The following is a 15,492-nucleotide window of genomic DNA, read 5'->3' as shown; positions in this document are numbered from 1 at the left end:
CGTCTTTGATCTATAGGACCGCCGTTCCAAGAAAACCGCCCGGCAGGGCATGCCGTGGCGGTTTCATTTGCTTTTCGGGCTTTGGTCGGCCCGAAGCGAGACAAGAAGCGCGATGGTGCGCCACCAATACGGAGTAGCAAAATGCCCAAGATGAAGACCAAATCGGCCGCTAAGAAGCGGTTCAAGATTACCGCCACCGGCAAGGTGCTGTCGGCTGCCGCCGGCAAGCGCCACGGCATGATCAAGCGTTCCAACAAGTTCATTCGCGATGCCCGCGGCACGATGGTTCTGGCTGAACCGGACGGCAAGAAGGTCATCAAGAATTTTCTGCCGAACGGCCTCTGAGCACTCGGCACCGGAACGTATTTGTTTTACGCAATTCCGAACGGAAAACCGCTAGGCACTTTTCCTGGAATTGCTTTTAAGGAGATCATGACATGGCACGCGTAAAGAGAGGCGTCACCTCCCACGCCAAGCACAAGAAGGTCCTGAAAGCCGCCAAGGGTTTCTACGGCCGCCGCAAGAACACCATCCGCATCGCCAAGCAGGCGGTGGAGAAGTCGCTGCAATACGCCTATCGCGACCGCAAGAACCGCAAGCGCTCGTTCCGCGCGCTGTGGATCCAGCGCATCAACGCCGCGACCCACGAGCACGGCCTGACCTATGGACGCTTCATCGACGGCCTCAACAAGGCCGGCATCGAGATCGACCGCAAGATCCTTTCGGACATGGCCATCCACGAGCCGCAGGCTTTCGCCGCGCTGGTCGCCAAGGCCAAGGTCGCGCTCGAATATCTGAAGAACACCACGCCGAACGCTTTTGAGAGCGCTGTCGCCTAAGCCAGCGCTTCCCAAGCATTCGCAATACTGATTTGGGGAACCCGCGCTGGCTCTGCTGGCGCGGGTTCTTTTTTGGCCCCTGATGTAACCAAAATGGCACCGCGGAGCGAAGATCGTAACGCATGCTGATGCCAGCCACCTGATAGAAAGAATTTCGCCGTGAACGCCACTGCTGGAAATCTTGAAGCCCTGGAAGGCTCGTTGCTAGCCGATATCGCGGCGGCCTCGGACGAGGCTGCCATCGAGGCGGTGCGCGTCTCGGCGCTGGGCAAGAAGGGCTCGGTCTCCGAAATGCTGAAGACGCTCGGTGCCATGAGCGCCGAGGAACGGCAGGTGAAGGGCCCGGCGATCAACGGCCTGAAGAACCGCGTCACCGAAGCGCTCACCGCGCGCAAGGCGGAGCTGAAGGATGTGGCGATCGCAGCTCGTCTGGCGGCCGAGACGGTCGACGTCACGCTCCCCGTTCGCCAGTCGCCGGCCGAGCGCGGGCGCATCCATCCGATCAGCCAGGTGATCGACGAGATCGCGGCGATCTTCGGCGACCTCGGCTTCGCGATCGCCGAAGGCCCGGACATCGAGACCGACTACTATAATTTCACCGCGCTGAATTTCCCGGAAGGGCATCCGGCGCGCGAGATGCACGACACCTTCTTCTTCCAGCCGGACGAGAAGGGCGAGCGCAAGCTTTTGCGCACGCACACCTCGCCCGTGCAGATCCGCACCATGGAGAAGCAGAAGCCGCCGATCCGCATCGTCATCCCCGGCAAGACCTACCGGCAGGATTCCGATGCCACCCACTCGCCGATGTTCCATCAGGTCGAGGGGCTCGTGGTCGACAAATCAGCCAACGTCGCCAACATGAAATGGGTGCTGGAGGAGTTCTGCAAGGCCTTCTTCGAGGTGCCGGCGGTCAAGATGCGCTTCCGCCCGTCCTTCTTCCCGTTCACCGAGCCCAGCCTCGAGGTCGACATCCAGTGCGACCGCTCGCGTCCGGGCGAAGTGCGCTTCGGCGAGGGCTCCGACTGGATGGAGATCCTGGGCTGCGGCATGGTGCACCCCAATGTGCTGCGCGCCGGCGGGCTCGATCCCGACGAGTACCAGGGCTTCGCCTGGGGCATGGGCATCGACCGCATCGCCATGCTGAAATACGGCATGCCGGACCTGCGCGCCTTCTTCGACGCCGACGTGCGCTGGCTGTCGCATTACGGTTTCAGGCCGCTCGACCTGCCGACGCTGTTCGGGGGCTTGAGCACGTGACCGCTCCGCATACCGGGGGCTGCCGCTGCGGTGCGGTGCGGTTCGAGGCGTCAGCCGAGCCGCACCACATCAGCTATTGCCATTGCGGCGACTGCCGGCGCGCGACAGGTGCGCCGGTGTCGGCCTTTGTCGGCTTCATGGCCGATCAGGTCGCCTTTACCGGCAAGGCACTGAAGATGTACGAGAATGGGCCGGTGACGCGCTCGTTCTGCGGCATTTGCGGTTCGCCAATCGCCTATGTCGACGAGCGGCTGGAAGACCAGATCTATTTCATGCTTGGCGCCATGGATATGCCGGCTTACTTCCGGCCGACCCTGCATGCCTATGTGCGCGAGCAGCTGCCTTTCCTGCATATGCCCGACGACCTGCCGCGCCATTTGAAGACCAGTGTGCCTAGATCCAATGGGCAAGGACCAGACGGAACAGAACGATGAAATTCACCCTCTCCTGGCTCAAGGACCATCTCGAGACCGACGCCTCGCTTGCCGAGATCGTCGAGCGGCTGACCGCGATCGGCCTCGAAGTCGAACATGTGGACGACAAGGCCGGCCTGAAACCCTTCGTCATCGCCAGGGTGCTGACCGCCGTGCAACATCCCGACGCGGACCGTCTGCGCGTGCTCAGCGTCGATACCGGCGACGGCAAGCCGCCGGTGCAGGTCGTGTGCGGCGCGCCCAACGCCCGCGCCGGCCTGATCGGCGCCTTCGCGGCGCCCGGCACCTATGTTCCCGGCATCGACGTTACGCTCTCGGTCGGCAAGATCCGCGGCGTCGAGAGCCACGGCATGATGTGCTCCGAGCGCGAGCTGGAAATCTCCGACGAGCATAACGGCATCATCGACCTGCCTGAAGATGCGCCGGTCGGCACCAGCTTCGCCGCTTACGCGCATCTCGACGACCCGGTCATCGAGATCAATCTGACGCCGAACCGCCCGGATGCCACCAGCGTCTACGGCATCGCGCGCGACCTTGCGGCGAGCGGGCTGGGCCGTCTCACCGGCGGCGCGATCATGCCGCATGCCGGCAACGGCCTGTGCCCGGTCAAGGTCACGATCGAGGCGCCGGAGCTCTGCCCCGGCTTCGCGCTGACGCTGGTGAAGGGCGTCAAGAACGGCCCCTCGCCGAAATGGCTGCAGCAGCGGCTGATCGCCATCGGCTTGCGTCCGATCAGCGCACTGGTCGACATCACCAACTACGTCACCTTCGACCGCGGCCGGCCGCTGCATGTCTTCGACGCCGCCAAGGTCGCCGGCAACCTCGTGGTTCGCCGCGCCAAGGACGGCGAAAAAGTGCTGGCGCTCGACGGGCGCGAATACACGCTGACGCCGGAGATGTGCGTGATCGCCGACGACAATGGCGTCGAATCGATCGCCGGCATCATGGGCGGCGAGCATTCGGGCTGCGACGAGAACACCACCGACGTGCTGATCGAATCGGCGCTGTGGGACCCGATCACCACGGCGCGCACCGGCCGCGCGCTCGGCATCATCAGCGATGCGCGCTACCGCTTCGAGCGCGGCGTCGATCCCGAATTCATGGTTCCGGGCATCGAGCTGGCGACCAAGCTGGTGCTGGATTTCTGCGGCGGCACGCCTTCCGAAATCGAGGTTGCCGGCTATGCCGGCCACAAGCCGAAGATCGTCTTCTTCCCGCTTTCGGAAGTGAAGCGGCTGACCGGCATCGAGGTGCCAAGGGAGGAAGCCCTCGCTATCCTGACCCGCCTTGGCTTCGAGCTGCGCAGTTCGGGCGACGCCGTTGAGGTGAAGGTGCCCTCCTGGCGGCCGGATGTCGACGGCAAGGCCGACCTTGTCGAGGAAGTGATGCGCATCCACGGCGTCGACAATATCGCGCCGCAGCCACTGACCTCGCATGACGCCGTCAATGGCAAGATCCTGACCACGCTGCAGGTGCGCACCCGTGCGGCCAAGCGCGCGCTTGCCGTGCGCGGTATGATGGAGGCCATCACCTGGTCGTTCATCCCGGCCAGGCACGCCGAGCTGTTCGGCGGCGGCCAGACTGCGCTCAAGCTCGCCAACCCGATCGCCGCCGATATGTCCGACATGCGGCCTTCGCTGCTGCCCGGGCTGATCGCGGCCGCGCAACGCAATGCCGACAAGGGCATCGGCGACGTTGCACTGTTCGAGGTCTCCGGCACCTATGAGGGCGACGCCGCCGACCAGCAGCGGCGTGTCGCCGCCGGCGTGCGGCGCGGCACGGCAAAGCTCGACGGCTCGGGCCGCAGCTGGGCCGGCAATCCCGGGCCGGTCGGCGTGTTCGACGCCAAGGCCGACGCCATCGCGGCACTCGAAGCCTGCGGCGCGCCGGTCGACCGGCTGCAGATCGAACCCGGCGGCCCGGCCTGGTACCATCCTGGCCGGTCCGGCACGATCAAGCTCGGGCCGAAGATGGTGCTCGGCACCTTCGGCGAGTTTCATCCTAAGACGCTGGACGGGCTGGACGTATCAGGCCCGCTCTGCGGCTTCGAGGTTTTCGTCGATGCCGTGCCGGAGCCGAAGGCCAAGCCGACGCGCACCAAGCCGAAGCTGGAGCTGTCGCCCTTCCAGGCGGTGAAGCGCGATTTCGCCTTCGTCGTCGACAAGTCGGTCGAGGCCGGCACGCTGGTGCGGGCAGCTTTGGCCGCCGACAAGAAGCTGGTCACCGGCGTCTCGGTGTTCGACGTCTTCGAAGGCGCATCGCTGGGTGCGGCCAAGAAGTCGATCGCCATCGAGGTCTCGATCCAGCCGGTCGAAAAGACACTGACCGACGAGGACTTCGAGGCGCTGGCCAAGCGCATCGTCGACAACGTCAACAAGCAGACGGGCGGCGTGCTGAGGGCATAAGGCTTTCTTGGGATTGCCGGCGCATGGCGAATCGCTCTCCAAAGGGCGATGCGTCATCTCCGCTATTCCGGCCTGCCTTTTGAAGAACAGCGTACGGCGTTCCTGAGGATCGTCGCGGCGGACCCGCTGCTGGCCGAGATGCTGGCGCGGGTACGGGCGCTTGCGCTGCCGGACTGGCTTGTGGTGTCCGGCGCGCTCTACAACAGCGTCTGGAACCATCTGACCGGCAAGCCCCCGGGCTACGGCATCAAGGATGTCGACCTGTTCTATTTCGACGACGCCGACCTTTCCTATGAGGCCGAGGACGCGGTGATCCGCCGGGCGGCGAGGCACTTCGAGGGACTGAAGCTGCCCGTCGAGGTGCGCAACCAGGCGCGGGTGCATCTGTGGTATCCGCAGAAATTCGGGCAGGAGTGCCCGCGCTATGCGAGCGCGAGCGAGTCGGTGAGCTACTTTGCATCGAAGACGCACGCGGTCGGGGTGCGGTATGGCACCGACGGGCGTCTCGATCTCGTGGCGCCGTTCGGGCTCGATGACATTTTTTCGTTCCGCATCGTGCCGAACCGGGTGCTGGATAATCAACGGACGCATGAGGCGAAGGGGAAGCGGGCGCGGGAGTGCTGGGCAGAGATTAGTGTTGTGCCTTGGTAGGATCTGTAGGCGCGAGGCACCCCCCTCTGCCCTGCCGGGCATCTCCCCCGCAAGGGGGGAGATCAGATGTCGCGCAGAGAAAAGGGCGCCGAAGCGCCCTTTTGATATCTGTGGTGATCGAAGTTTACCCATTCACCAGCGCCAGCAATTCCTCTGTATAGCGCTTGCCGACCACCTTGTCGGGCGACAGCGCGTCGCCGATCGCCGCGACTTCCGCCGGGCTCAGCTCGATCCCGGCCGCCGCCGTGTTCTGCTCGAGATGGCGTATTTTCCGCGCGCCGGGGATCGGCACGATAAAATCGCCCTGGTGCAGCACCCAGGCGAGCGCCAGCTGCGCCGGTGTCACGCCCTTTTGCGCCGCCAGCTTCTCCAGCGTGGCGATGACGGCGTTGTTGGCTTCCATGGCTTCGGCCTGGAAGCGCGGCAAGGTGCGGCGCCAGTCATCCGCACCCAGCGCCTCGGGCTTGCCGATCGCGCCGGTGAGCAGGCCACGCCCGAGCGGGCTGTAGGGCACGAAGCCGATGCCGAGCTCGCGGCAGACGGCGAAGACCTCGTCCTCCGGATCGCGGCTCCACAGCGAATATTCACTTTGCACGGCGGCGATCGGGTGAACGGCATGCGCCCGGCGCAGTGTCGCGCCGCTCACTTCCGACAGGCCAAGCGCCCGCACCTTGCCCTCGCGCACCAGCTCGGCCATGGCGCCGACCGTGTCCTCGATCGGCACGTTGGGGTCGACCCGGTGCTGGTAGTAGAGGTCGATGACGTCGGTATCCAACCGCTTCAGCGAGGCTTCCGCCACCGCCTTGACGTGCTCGGGGCGGCTGTCGACGCCGACCATGCGGTCGGTGCCTGTGCCGTGCTCGGAAATCTTGAAGCCGAACTTGGTGGCGATGGTGACATGATCGCGCACCGGCTTCAGCGCCTTGCCGAGCAGGATCTCGTTCTCGAAGGGGCCGTAGACTTCGGCCGTGTCGAAGAAGGTGACGCCGATCTCGACGGCGCGACGCAGCGTGGCGATGGCTTCCGCCTCCGGCTGGCCGCCATAGCCGAAGCTCATGCCCATGCAGCCGAGGCCGACGGGGAAGACTTTCAGTTCAGTTCCAAGTTTGCGGGTTTTCATGGCGCATCTCCTTGTTGCGATGAGGGAGAGATAGCGCCTCGCAACGCGTTCGATAATTCTGTCTCTTTTGCACGGCTTGGTCTATAAAATAGATCAATGAACCGAACGAACCTCTCCCAGCTCGCCGTGCTCGCCACAGTCGCTCAATGCGCCAGCTTCCGCGGCGCCGCCCGCGAGCTCGGCATTGCGCCCTCGGCGGTCAGTCACGCCGTGTCCAGCCTGGAGGCGCGCCTTGGCGTGCGGCTTCTGGCGCGTAGCACGCGCAGCGTCGCTCCTACGGAAGAAGGCGCGCAATTGCTCGAGCGGCTGCGGCCGGCGCTCTCCGAGATAGACCTGGCGCTGGAAACGGCGGTCGAGGCCCGCGACCGGCCGGCCGGCAATTTGCGGCTGAGCGTGCCGCGCACCGCCGCGCATCTGGTGCTGACGCCGCGTCTCGGCGCCTTCGCCGCTGCCTATCCGGATATCGTGCTGGAGATCATCATCGAGGACCGTTTCACCGATGTGGTCGAAGGCGGGTTCGACGCCGGCGTGCGGCTCGGCGAGAGCCTGCAGCGCGACATGATCGCGGTGCGCATCGGGCCGAACATCCGCGGCGGGGTGGTCGGCGCACCGTCCTATTTCGCGACGATGCCGAGGCCGCGCCATCCGCGTGAGCTGGCCGGCCACCGCTGCATCCGCTTCCGGTTTTCGAGCGGCATCCTTTATCGCTGGGAGTTCGAGAAGGGCGGCGAAGAGATCGAGATGGCCGTCGAGGGACCACTGATCCTCGACGAGGACCATTTGATCGCCCAGGCGGCGATCGACGGGGCAGGGCTTGCTTTCGTCTTCGAGGATTATGTGAGGGCGCCGCTCGCCGACGGAAGGCTGGTGCGTGTGCTGGAGGACTGGTGCCCGGCCTTCGACGGCTTCTTCGTCTACTATCCGAGCCGCCGCCAAATGCGGCCGGCACTCAGGGCTTTCGTGGATTTCTTCAAGGTGAGCGGGTGAGTCCCACCCTCCCCCTTTGTTGCAGGGCTATCGCTTATAGATTTTTGTGAAGAGGACCCCGTCGCTTCGCGCCGACCCTCCCCACAAGGGGGAGGGTGGAAGAAAGCCAGCGCCAGCTTCGTTCGTCTCGCATGCAGTCCATCACCAACTCCCCAACCCGCTATGGCTGGCCAACGATCATCCTCCATTGGCTGATCGGCATCATCTTCATCGGCCAGTTCGTGCTGGGCTTCGTCATGGCGCGGATCGAAAGCCAGCGGATGTCTTTCGAGCTGATCCAGCTGCACAAATCCTTCGGCTTCCTGCTGCTCGGACTGATCATCCTGCGTATTGCCTGGCGGCTCGGCAACGCGGCGCCGGCACTCCCGCCGTCGGTTGGAACCTTGGAGCGGCGAGCGGCACCGCTGGCGCATTTCGCGCTCTATGCCTTCCAGGTCGCCCTGCCACTCTCCGGCTGGGCCCTGGTCTCGGTCTCGACGCTGGAGATCCCGACGATGCCGTTCAACCAGTTCGTCATGCCCAACCTGCCGCTTGCCGAATCCGATGCCGCGGAAAGCTTCTGGTCGGCCGCGCACTGGTACCTGGCCTATGCCGGCATCGCGCTGGTGGCGCTGCATGTGGCGGCGGCACTTCGCCATCACTTCTTGCTGCGCGACAATGTGCTCACACGCATGATCACGCCTTCGTCAGACGGGGAATAGAACAGGCCCATCATTCGTTGGTGGGGCGAGATGACAGCAAGGCGCTGCCTCAGGAAAAGGACCATCCCCATGCATGCGCGTATTCTCGGATTGGCGGCATTCGCCGCTTGCCTTGTCATGCCTGTCTACGCGGCCGTCGCTCTCGGCGACGCCGCCGGCAGCTACACGATCAGCCCGTCGGGCTCCTCGATCCGTTTCAGCATCGGCAAGGCCGGCGGCGGCGGCTTCGACGGCGCCTTCGGCCGCTTCAAGGGCACGATCCGCATCGACAACAGCGATGTCGGCCGCTCGAAGGTCGACCTCACCATCTATCCCGAAAGCGTCGGCACCGGCCAGGGCCGCATTGACGCCTTCCTGCGCTCCGACGCGGTGTTCGACGCCGCCAACAATCCCGAAATCCAGTTCCGCTCGACCAGCGTGACCCGCACCGGCGACACGACGGCGCTGGTCACCGGCCGGCTGACGGCGCGCGGCAAGACGTTTCCGGAGAAATTCACGGCCGAGCTCGGCGGATTGAAGGGCGGGACCATCAAGTTCCATGTCACCGGCAAGGTGCTGAGGTCGCGCTACGGCATGAACGTCGGCACGCCGCTCTATTCCAACGTCGTCGACTTCGACATGACGCTGATGGGGAAAAGGGGGTAGGCACAGCGCCTTTCCTCGCCCCGGCAAGGCGGGCTACGCAACGAACTCATGTTCTGTGACTGGCGTGACTGATCAGGCCGAGGCTTGATTGCCACGTGGTTCCCCCAATCCGTCGCTGCTTCGCAGCGCCACCTTCCCCCTCCGGAGGGAAAGGAAGGGCGCGTTGCTGGCCGAGCGTTGACGGCAAGAAGCGTGGCGCGCCTTCCTCTACCCCGTCGATCGGGGGAGACGTGGCTCGGCGAAGCCGAGACGGAGTGGGGGTCGACCAGCGCTACATAAGACACCGCATGGGCCAAGCTGCACGGAGTGTCCCGCATTGGCTTTTCTCCGGAATTGGGGCACACCTCCATCGATGTAATCGACATGGAGAAGCATGATGTTCCGATGGGGTGTTCTGTCGACGGCAAAGATCGGCCGCGAGCAACTTTTGCCGGCAATCGTGGATTCGGAAAACGGCGTGCTTTCGGCGATCGCCAGCCGCGACCTGTCGAAGGCCAAGGCTTTGGGCGAGCGTTTCGGCGCCCGTCATGCCTTCGGCTCCTATGAGGAGCTGCTTGCTTCGAAGGAGGTCGACGGCGTCTACATTCCGCTGCCCACCTCGCAGCATGTCGAGTGGACGGCGAAGGCGATCGAGGCGGGCAAGCATGTGCTGGTCGAGAAGCCGCTGGCGCTCGACGCCAAGGACATCCCGCCGCTGATCAAGCTGCGCGACAGCAAGAAGGTGCTCGTCTGCGAGGCCTTCATGGTCGTCTACCACCCGCAATGGATCAAGGTGCGTGACCTCATCGCCAGCGGCGCCATCGGCCGGCTGCGCCACGTGCAGGGCGCGTTCTCCTATTACAATGTCGACCCCAAGAACATGCGCAACCAGCTCGATCTCGGTGGTGGCGCGCTGCCCGACATCGGCGTCTATCCGACGGTGTCGACGCGTTTTTCGACCGGCAAGGAGCCGCTCCGCGTGCAGGCGACGATCGAGCGCGACAAGAATTTCGGCACCGACATCTACTCCTCGATCCGCGCCGATTTCGGCGACTTCGAACTGTCCTTCTATCTGTCGACGCAGATGGCGGCGCGCCAGGTGATGGTGTTCCACGGCGAAAAGGGTTTCATCGAGGTGTTTGGGCCGTTCAACGCCGGGCTCTACGAGCATCACCGCATCGAGCTGCACAACCAGAACCATACCGAGGCGCAGGTGTTCCGCTTCCCCGGCACGCAACAGTACCGGCTGGAATGCGAAGCCTTCGTGCGCGCCGCGCAGGGCGGCAAGGACCGCGTCTTCACCCTAGAGGAATCGGTGCTCAACCAGAAGGTCATCGACGCCATCTTCCGCGCCGGCGAAAAGGATGGCTGGGAGCCGGTCTGAGAGGGCCGCCAACGGCCGTCCTGAGGGGAGCGAAACCATGGCTGACGACGCGGACGTGATCATTGTCGGCGCGGGGCTGGCGGGCCTCGTTGCCGCAGCAGAGCTGGCCGAGGCCGGCAAGAAGATCATCATCGTAGACCAGGAGCCGGAGCAGTCGCTTGGCGGTCAGGCCTTCTGGTCGTTCGGCGGGCTCTTCCTGGTCGATTCGCCTGAGCAGCGGCGCATGCGCATCCGCGATTCCCACGACCTCGCGCTCGAGGACTGGATGGGCACCGCCGCCTTCGACCGTCCCGAGGATTTCTGGCCGCGCAAATGGGCGGAAGCCTATGTCGGCTTCGCCGCCGGCGAGAAACGCTCCTGGCTGATCGAGCGTGGAATGAAGTTCTTCCCCGTGGTTGGCTGGGCCGAACGCGGCGGCGGCAATGCTTCCGGCCACGGCAATTCGGTGCCGCGCTTCCACATCACCTGGGGCACTGGCCCCGGCGTGCTGGAGCCCTTCGTCCTGCGCGTGCGCGAGGCGCAAAAGCGCGGGCTTGTGCAGTTCAAGTTCCGCCACCGGGTCAACGAGATTGTCCGCACCGGCAACACCGTCACCGGCGTGCGCGGCGATGCGCTGGAGCCGAGCAGCGTCGAGCGCGGCCGCAAGAGCGCGCGCGATGTGAGCGGCGAGTTCGCGCTCAGCGCGCAAGCGGTGATCGTCGCTTCGGGCGGCATCGGCGGCAACCATGAGCTGGTGCGCAGGAACTGGCCGCAGCGCCTCGGCGCGCCGCCGAAGCGGATGATCACCGGCGTGCCGGACCATGTCGACGGCCGCATGCTGGGGATCACCGAGGCGGCTGGCGGGATGGTCATCAACCGCGACCGCATGTGGCACTATGTCGAGGGTATCAAGAACTGGGCGCCGGCCTGGACCGATCACGCGATCCGCATCCTGCCCGGCCCGTCCTCGATCTGGCTCGACGCGCGCGGCAAGCGGCTGCCGGTGCCGCTCTATCCGGGCTTCGACACCTTAGCCACGCTCAGCCACATCATGGGCACCGGCTTCGACCATTCCTGGTTCATCCTGACCAGGAAGATCATCCAGAAGGAGTTCGCGCTGTCGGGCTCGGAGCAGAACCCCGACCTCACCGGCAAAAGCTGGCGGCAGGTGCTGGGACGCGCGACGAGCGGCATTCCCGGCCCGGTGAAAGCCTTCATGGAAAAGGGCGAGGACTTCATCGTCGAGGCCGACCTTCCCGGGCTGGTGGCACGCATGAACGCGCTGGCCGGCGGCGAGCCGCTGCTGGAGGTGGCTCAGGTCGAGCGCGAGATCCGCGCCCGCGACATGCAGCTCGACAACCCGTTCTCCAAGGATGCCCAGATCACCGCGCTGCGCGGCGCGCGCGCCTATCTCGGCGACAGGCTGATCCGCACCGCCAAGCCGCACAGGATGCTCGATCCCGCCAACGGTCCGCTGATCGCCGTGCGGCTCAACATTCTCACCCGCAAGACGCTGGGCGGGCTGCAGACCGACCTCGACAGCCGCGTGCTCGATGCCGAGGGGCAACTGGTGCCAGGGCTCTATGCTGTTGGCGAAGTCGCGGGCTTCGGCGGCGGCGGCGTGCATGGCTATGCGGCGCTGGAAGGCACCTTCCTCGGCGGCTGCATTTTTTCCGGCCGCAGTGCCGGAAGGGCAGCGGCAAAGGCGGTTGGCTGACCGCATGGACCGGCGACCGCAAGTCGAGTTGCTACCGACTGGCCAGCATCATGCGGTTGCCTTCGCTGTCGCGGAACTCGGCCACAATGCGGCCCGGCTGCCAAAGCGCTTCCTGCGGCTCGGTGATGATCTCGACGCCTTTGGCCTTCAGTGATGCTACCCTTGCCTCGACATCATCGTCGACCAGGACGAGCACCGGCTCCGCGCTCGGCGCTGCATCGGCGCGCTTGATGAAATGCAGGTTGGTGACCGCGTGAGGGAACGCTAGCTCTACCCAGCGCCAGCCGCCATCCCCCATCGACTGGTCGGCTATGACGTGGCACGCAAGGTTGTCGGTGTAGAACGCCCGGGCGCGGTCCTGGTCGAACACCGGAAGTTCGGCAAACTGGATATGCATGGATGTCTCTCCTCATCGTGGAAGCCGCGGGTGCGGCCTCCACGCGTCTAAGACGGTGTCGGCCAGCAAAAAGATTCGCCAGCCGGTGAGAATCTTTTCGGCAATGCGGAACGTCTTCTTCACGCAGACCCACCAACCAGGAGACGACCATGACCTACAATCTCATCCGCTACGGCGTGAAGGACGCCAGCATCGCCGAGAACCGGGCGCTGGTGGCGGCGGTATTCGAGACGCTGGATGAAACGCAGCCGCAATCGGTGCGCTATCTGGTGTTGGAGCTGGAGAATGGCGAATTCGTCCATATTGTCGGCTACGACAAGGACAGCTCGGCGCTAACCGAACTCGACGCTTTCAAGGCCTTCGGCGCCAATCATGCCGAGCGCCGTTCGACACCGCTTGCCAGGTCGGCGGCGAAGATCGTCGGCAATTATCGTATGCTGGCCAAGGCCGACGAAGCCGTGCCGGCCTGACCCGGGCGCGGCCCACGAGCCGGCGATCAAGAGAACGAGGACGATGAGCCCAGCAAAATTCGACCGCGCGGAACTTGAAGCCATGCTCGTCGGCCTGCGGCCGAAACTGCACCGCTACGCGGCGCGCATGGCCGGCTCGGCGATCGAGGGCGAGGACATCGTCCAGGATGCGGTGGTCAAGGCGCTTGCCGCCCATGATGGCGGCGCTCTCGTCGAACGCCCCGAGCAATGGCTGTTCCGTATCGCCCACAACGCGGCGCAGGACCATCTGCGCCGCCGCCAGCGGGAGCGTTCCCGCATCACCGAGGCCGACATGACAACGGTTGAGGACCTCTCCGCCAGCGCGGAGGCAAGACTGGCGGCGGCAACGAGCCTGCGCAGCTTCATGCGGTTGACGCCGGCGCAGCGCAGCGCCGTCATCCTGGTTGATGTGCTCGGTCTCAGCCTGTTCGAGACCTGCGCGGTGACGGGCGCGACGCTTGCAGCCACCAAGGCGGCGCTGCATCGCGGCCGGGCGGAATTGAAGGCGCTGGCGGCGATGCCGGACGACATGACCATGCCGAAGCTCGATCCGGAGGAAGAGCGCCGGCTGCGCCGTTATATCGACCTGTTCAACGCCCGCGATTTCGATGGCGTCAGGGCGCTGATCGCCGAGGACGTCCAGGTCGACGTCGTCAACCGGACCCGCTTGCGCGGCAAGAAGGAAGCCTCGACTTATTTCGGCAACTACGACCGTATCAGCGACTGGGCCTTGTCGCTCGGCTTTGTCGAGGCACAGCCGGCGATCCTGATCCGCAATCCGCAGGCGGACAATGCGGTGCGCGGCTTCATGCTGATCGGATGGCGGGGTGATGAAGTCGTCCGCATCCGCGATTTCCGGCACGCGCCGTACTGCGTCGCGGAGGCCGAAATCCTCGTCGTCCCCGGCGAGCGGGCATGACGGGATCCGGGCCGGGTTTGCTCTCGCCACGGACGCGCCTAGTCTTTGTTTTGATGCATGTCGTTCTCCCAAAACCGCTGCGCACTTTTGGGCGACATGCATTATAAATCCGCATCGGAGCAGAACGGACACGAGGTCATGACGAAGGTCGATCTCGAAACGCACGGCGTCCCGGCGCGGCTCTTCGCCGGGCTTGTCGCGCTGGCGGCCTGGATCGGGATCGGCGTGCATTTCCATGCTCTCGCCGACGGGCCGGCATCATGGCCCGGCGTGCTTTGGACGCTGCTCGGCTATTTCACGATCACCACCAATCTTCTGGTCGCGGTCGTGTTCACCGGCGTCGCGGCGAAGGCGCGGTTCGCGACGCCCTGGCTGCTTGGCGCGACGTTGCTCAACATCCTGCTCGTCGGCGTCGTCTACGGCCTTCTGCTGCAAGGCCTGAAGGAGCTGACCGGCGGCTCGCAGGTCGCCAACGTCCTGCTGCACCGGGTGACGCCGGCACTGACCACCATCTTCTGGCTGGCCTTCGTCCGCAAGGGAACGCTGAACCGCCACGCGCCGCTTCTGTGGGCTCTCTACCCGCTCGGCTATCTCGTCTATGCCCTGGTTCGCGGGTCTTTCGAAGGGCGTTATCCCTATCCGTTCATCGACGCCGCCCGGATCGGCTGGGCGCAAACCCTGACCAACAGCGCTCTGATCGCACTTGGCTTCGTCGTGGCCGGGGAAGTGCTGGTCTGGCTCGACCGGCGGCTCGGCCGAATCACAGCGGCGTAAGCGGGCCGCCGACGCCCTCAGCAGGTTCATCGACGATTTTTCGCACAGAAGACATCGGCATCTGCAAGCGTAATTTCGGCAAGCGGAGCTATACTCGCCAATGGCACCAGCGACGGGATGGTCACATGCTTCCTTCTGGAGGACTCGAACGGCTGAACGCTTTTTCGGACGGGGTGTTCGCCGTGCTCATCACTGTGCTGGTGCTGGAATTGCGGCCGCCGGAAATCCCGACCTTCGTGGCGTTGCTTGGCCTCTGGCCGACATGGCTGAGCTATGGGGTAAGCTACCTTTTCATCGCTATCGTCTGGGCGAACCACCATCATCTGCTGCGCCATGCCAAAGAAGCCTCAGCTCGCCTGATGTGGTATAATTTCGCGCATCTGTTTTCTGTTTCGCTGCTGCCGCTGGCCACCGCCTGGATGGCGGTCAGCGAGCTTTCACCACAGCCTGTCGCCTTTTATGCCGGCGTCTTCTTCCTGGTGAACCTGACCTACATCTTCCTCATCCGCGAGCTGATCGAGCCGATGCCGGCCGACGTCATTCCGCCCGGCGTCCGCAAGGCCATGCGCCTCCGCTCGATCGCAACGCTTTGCCTGTTCGGGTTCGCGGCACTCATCGCGCTCAGATACCCGATCGCCGGATTGGTGATCTGTTGCTGCTGCCTGGCGGTGTATCTGCGGCCGGAAGCGCCGGGAACGCGGAAACCGGGCTGACAGCCTTGCGACATCTTGCGGTGCGCCTCCGGCGGGCTGCCGCGTCGCCATCAACATAGATGTTTCAAACATCAATCCTTGACGATAAAACATTTTTATG

At 64.7% G+C, this 15,492-nt stretch carries 17 protein-coding genes; 15 read left to right on the top strand and 2 right to left on the bottom strand.

The features are described from left to right. Positions 1-141: 141 nt before the first annotated feature. The 6 genes from rpmI (at position 142) to YU3_RS0114490 (ending at position 5,586) form a co-directional block, all read left to right on the top strand. Positions 142-345 (top strand): 50S ribosomal protein L35, encoded by a 204-nt coding sequence (rpmI, locus tag YU3_RS0114515; RefSeq protein ID WP_027166935.1) that lies wholly within the window; start codon positions 142-144, stop codon positions 343-345. A 92-nt stretch (positions 346-437) separates the two neighbouring features. After that, complete coding sequence (gene rplT, locus YU3_RS0114510; protein WP_006201247.1) at positions 438-839, top strand: 50S ribosomal protein L20; 402 nt, start codon at positions 438-440, stop codon at positions 837-839. Between the two features lie 159 nt (positions 840-998). Then, positions 999-2,096 carry a phenylalanine--tRNA ligase subunit alpha gene (gene pheS / locus YU3_RS0114505; RefSeq protein WP_027166934.1) on the top strand — a complete coding sequence of 366 codons (1,098 nt, stop codon included), beginning with the start codon at positions 999-1,001 and terminating at the stop codon, positions 2,094-2,096. Next, positions 2,093-2,530: a GFA family protein gene (locus YU3_RS0114500; RefSeq protein WP_027166933.1), complete on the top strand. Its 438-nt coding sequence runs from the start codon at positions 2,093-2,095 to the stop codon at positions 2,528-2,530. Before pheS ends, YU3_RS0114500 begins: the two co-directional genes overlap by 4 nt. Continuing rightward, positions 2,527-4,935, top strand: a complete 2,409-nt coding sequence (pheT, locus tag YU3_RS0114495) for a phenylalanine--tRNA ligase subunit beta (protein ID WP_027166932.1) — start codon at positions 2,527-2,529, stop codon at positions 4,933-4,935. Before YU3_RS0114500 ends, pheT begins: the two co-directional genes overlap by 4 nt. 48 nt (positions 4,936-4,983) lie before the next feature. After that, the gene (locus tag YU3_RS0114490; protein WP_027166931.1) at positions 4,984-5,586 is read left to right on the top strand and encodes a nucleotidyltransferase family protein; all 603 of its coding nucleotides are present in this window, start codon (positions 4,984-4,986) and stop codon (positions 5,584-5,586) included. Between the two features lie 124 nt (positions 5,587-5,710). On the opposite strand, the gene YU3_RS0114485 is transcribed toward YU3_RS0114490, so the two are convergent. Continuing rightward, on the bottom strand, positions 5,711-6,706 hold the full coding sequence (locus YU3_RS0114485; RefSeq protein ID WP_027166930.1) for an aldo/keto reductase: 996 nt from the start codon (positions 6,704-6,706) through the stop codon (positions 5,711-5,713). A gap of 96 nt (positions 6,707-6,802) precedes the next feature. Here YU3_RS0114485 and YU3_RS0114480 point away from each other — a divergent pair, with 96 nt between their 5' ends. The 5 genes from YU3_RS0114480 to YU3_RS0114460 all read left to right on the top strand — a co-directional run bounded on the left by YU3_RS0114480 (position 6,803) and on the right by YU3_RS0114460 (position 12,098). Beyond that, complete coding sequence (locus tag YU3_RS0114480; RefSeq protein ID WP_027166929.1) at positions 6,803-7,693, top strand: LysR family transcriptional regulator; 891 nt, start codon at positions 6,803-6,805, stop codon at positions 7,691-7,693. A gap of 131 nt (positions 7,694-7,824) precedes the next feature. Then, positions 7,825-8,394 carry a cytochrome b gene (locus tag YU3_RS0114475; protein ID WP_027166928.1) on the top strand — a complete coding sequence of 190 codons (570 nt, stop codon included), beginning with the start codon at positions 7,825-7,827 and terminating at the stop codon, positions 8,392-8,394. Positions 8,395-8,463: 69 nt separating this feature from the next. After that, positions 8,464-9,039 (top strand): YceI family protein, encoded by a 576-nt coding sequence (locus tag YU3_RS0114470; RefSeq protein WP_027166927.1) that lies wholly within the window; start codon positions 8,464-8,466, stop codon positions 9,037-9,039. A 376-nt stretch (positions 9,040-9,415) separates the two neighbouring features. Further along, positions 9,416-10,402, top strand: coding sequence for a Gfo/Idh/MocA family oxidoreductase (locus YU3_RS0114465; RefSeq protein ID WP_027166926.1), 987 nt, complete (start codon positions 9,416-9,418; stop codon positions 10,400-10,402). 37 nt (positions 10,403-10,439) lie between these two features. Next, positions 10,440-12,098 carry an FAD-binding dehydrogenase gene (locus YU3_RS0114460; protein ID WP_027166925.1) on the top strand — a complete coding sequence of 553 codons (1,659 nt, stop codon included), beginning with the start codon at positions 10,440-10,442 and terminating at the stop codon, positions 12,096-12,098. A 31-nt stretch (positions 12,099-12,129) separates the two neighbouring features. Here the strand turns inward: YU3_RS0114460 and YU3_RS0114455 are convergent, their stop codons facing one another. After that, complete coding sequence (locus YU3_RS0114455) at positions 12,130-12,495, bottom strand: VOC family protein (protein WP_027166924.1); 366 nt, start codon at positions 12,493-12,495, stop codon at positions 12,130-12,132. A 149-nt stretch (positions 12,496-12,644) separates the two neighbouring features. On the opposite strand from YU3_RS0114455, the gene YU3_RS0114450 reads away from it, so the two are divergent. The 4 genes from YU3_RS0114450 to YU3_RS0114435 all read left to right on the top strand — a co-directional run bounded on the left by YU3_RS0114450 (position 12,645) and on the right by YU3_RS0114435 (position 15,392). Next, complete coding sequence (locus tag YU3_RS0114450) at positions 12,645-12,965, top strand: hypothetical protein (RefSeq protein WP_027166923.1); 321 nt, start codon at positions 12,645-12,647, stop codon at positions 12,963-12,965. 43 nt (positions 12,966-13,008) lie between these two features. Next, on the top strand, positions 13,009-13,905 hold the full coding sequence (locus YU3_RS0114445) for a sigma-70 family RNA polymerase sigma factor (RefSeq protein ID WP_027166922.1): 897 nt from the start codon (positions 13,009-13,011) through the stop codon (positions 13,903-13,905). A 138-nt stretch (positions 13,906-14,043) separates the two neighbouring features. Further along, on the top strand, positions 14,044-14,679 hold the full coding sequence (locus YU3_RS36550) for a Pr6Pr family membrane protein (protein WP_036258571.1): 636 nt from the start codon (positions 14,044-14,046) through the stop codon (positions 14,677-14,679). Positions 14,680-14,804: 125 nt separating this feature from the next. Next, positions 14,805-15,392: a TMEM175 family protein gene (locus tag YU3_RS0114435; protein WP_051333945.1), complete on the top strand. Its 588-nt coding sequence runs from the start codon at positions 14,805-14,807 to the stop codon at positions 15,390-15,392. The last annotated feature ends 100 nt before the right edge of the window (positions 15,393-15,492 follow it).

Source organism: Mesorhizobium sp. WSM3224, from assembly GCF_000427725.1.
In the GTDB taxonomy this organism is placed as follows: Bacteria; Pseudomonadota; Alphaproteobacteria; order Rhizobiales; family Rhizobiaceae; genus Mesorhizobium.
The sequence above is the reverse complement of the archived record's forward strand: the minus strand, read 5'-3'. Positions and strand labels throughout refer to the sequence as shown.